The 2,224-nt window shown below is 35.9% G+C and carries 4 protein-coding genes; all 4 read left to right on the forward strand.

Translation table 11 applies throughout. The annotated features are described in order from the left end of the window. The first annotated feature begins 102 nt into the window (after nt 1-102). The 4 genes from BGC07_RS19100 to BGC07_RS19115 all read left to right on the forward strand — a co-directional run bounded on the left by BGC07_RS19100 (nt 103) and on the right by BGC07_RS19115 (nt 2,198). Complete coding sequence (locus BGC07_RS19100) at nt 103-753, forward strand: hypothetical protein (protein ID WP_069314638.1); 651 nt, start codon at nt 103-105, stop codon at nt 751-753. Between the two features lie 25 nt (nt 754-778). Next, a complete protein-coding gene (locus BGC07_RS19105) occupies nt 779-1,087 on the forward strand; it encodes a hypothetical protein (RefSeq protein WP_069314639.1) in 309 nt (102 codons plus the stop codon). A gap of 477 nt (nt 1,088-1,564) precedes the next feature. Beyond that, nucleotides 1,565-1,816 carry a hypothetical protein gene (locus BGC07_RS19110; protein ID WP_069314640.1) on the forward strand — a complete coding sequence of 84 codons (252 nt, stop codon included), beginning with the start codon at nt 1,565-1,567 and terminating at the stop codon, nt 1,814-1,816. 64 nt (nt 1,817-1,880) lie between these two features. After that, nucleotides 1,881-2,198 (forward strand): hypothetical protein, encoded by a 318-nt coding sequence (locus tag BGC07_RS19115; protein ID WP_069314641.1) that lies wholly within the window; start codon nt 1,881-1,883, stop codon nt 2,196-2,198. The last annotated feature ends 26 nt before the right edge of the window (nt 2,199-2,224 follow it).

The following is a 2,224-nucleotide window of genomic DNA, read 5'->3' on the forward strand; positions in this document are numbered from 1 at the left end:
AAACTAGCCTGTAAATTACAGTACTTCTACGTTTGTTAACTTCTTACTTATTAAGTAAAAGATGATGTATTGGTTATACATTGAAAGAGTGAAGGGTAGCAGATGAAGTTAAGTGATGAACAGAAAAATGAGGCTAAAGAATTTGTTGAGTTTCTAGGCAATAAATATAACTGGCCTGATAGTTGGAGGAGTTTTAAAGACCTGATTTCACGGCCAAGCGATGCACAAAATGCACTATTTTTTCTTAAGAAAATGGATCTTCTTAATGAAAAGAATGTAGAGCATATTAGAGATAAGCCAAAATTAGTGGAGCTAATAAACTATATTATTGAAGTGGATGGAGATAAGTTAGACAACTCAGATTTGAAGGGGAAGGTAAAAAAATTTATAAATAGTATTATTGATAAAAATGATGCAGAGATAGGTGCTACGTTTGGAAAATTTAGACCTGAAAGTGAAGCACTTGATAAACAAAACCCTGAGAGCAAGACTGTTAATACTAACCAGAGATTAAACTGGGGAAATAGTAGAGAAATCATTGTTGAGAAGCTTAATAAATTCTCTGAATTTAAAGACTTAAAAAGTGAAAATATTACATTTCCAGATCCTAACAGCAGTGAGAATTGCTCTGTAAAAGTAAACGAAAGCCTTAAATTCGACTTAAATCCAAGTGGTATTAAGCTTAAAACTAGTAATTTTAATGCAGATGTTGCTCGAAAAAACTTTGGCAATTCTACTTGCAGGGTTGCCTGATGGGGAACAGCTTTGTGGGTTTACTATGCATAAAAAGTTAAGTGATGGAAAGCTCGAAGAAGATTCTCATGCTTATGAGAAGACATTAGAGGCTGCGGTGGAACATGTGAAAGAAAAAGGAGATAAAGACATAAATCTTGCCAAATTTATTGAGCCTGAATCACCTGCACTCAAAGAAGTTTTTCAAAGAGTAAAAGATAAAAATGAGAATTTATTTATTTCTAAACAAGACAAGCCTGTAAAGGCTGAATATGATGTTGCAGCACTGCTATTTGCAAAGCATAACCAAAATCCTCCTCGTGAACCAGGTCTTACTTCAGGGCTTGATAGATAATCATGAAAAGCCTACGATGCGAGCCAGGGAGCGCCAAGCGCGGGGTGAGTATTCCGAGGTAGGCTCGGATTTTTAGCAGAGCGGAGTGACGTAGGGCCTTTAGGTCCGGAGTCGGCGGAACGAGTGTCTAAAAATCTATACGAGCCGTAGAGTCATCTGAGAGCGAGATGCGGAGTGTGCCGAATTAAGGCACGGAGCGTCTCGTGACGGGGACGGCCGAGGCATTATAGTCGTCGCGTTTTGCGAGGCGATTTTGCACCATGGAAGTGCAAAATACCTACCGAGGTAGCGACGCTTCCGGGTAATAGAGCTTATATAGCAAGGTATAAAATTCAAAATGCGATTACGTATCTAGGTTTTTAAAAAGCAAGGTGTTAAGCCTTATAATATTATTTTAGCTGGTTCTATGTTAGTAGCATAAATTCGAATTTAATGCTGAAATTTTAATTAGTTTTAGAGATGTTAAGGTGTAAAAAAATGGCTAAAAAAGATAGTTCAGCTGAAAAATATAGTTCAATTGATTTGCTCAGAGATTACTTTTTATCTATACAGAATCCAGCCATAATAGACAGACGTTCCTCTAACACGAGTTGGAGGAATAGGCTAAATGAAATAGTTTTGACTACAGAAGATGGGAAGAATGATGAGAAGTATATAAATATGCTTAAAGATCTCTATCTGGGAGAAAATTATGAAGAGGTAGAGAAAACTACATTCGAAAAAAGGTAGAATTAAGAAGCCAAGCATACATATCATTAATAAAATTATTAATAATAAAGATAAGCGTGAGTTATTGTATAAGTTCTATAATAAATTTGGTGTAGAGAAAACTCGAGAACTGGTAATACAGGCAACATCTAATTTCTTAAATGCCGGAGATGATTCGTCGGAATTACTAAATAAATATGCAAATAAAACTTTTTTAGAGGATTCTTATGAATATGGTGATGTCCTTGAATATCTTGCCTTGGCAGATAAAGAAGATCGAGGACTGCTATTACATCGTTTAAAACCAGTAGAAGATGATAAAAGGCTCGAGGATGATGATTTAAAGGTTGCTCTAAAACTGCTTGCGAAAGAAGGTAAAGCAAAGAGAGCAAAAAGGAGATGAAAAACGAAAGAAGCTTCGCTACATTA

Origin of the sequence: Piscirickettsia litoralis (assembly GCF_001720395.1) — a bacterium.
In the GTDB taxonomy this organism is placed as follows: Bacteria; Pseudomonadota; Gammaproteobacteria; order Piscirickettsiales; family Piscirickettsiaceae; genus Piscirickettsia; species Piscirickettsia litoralis.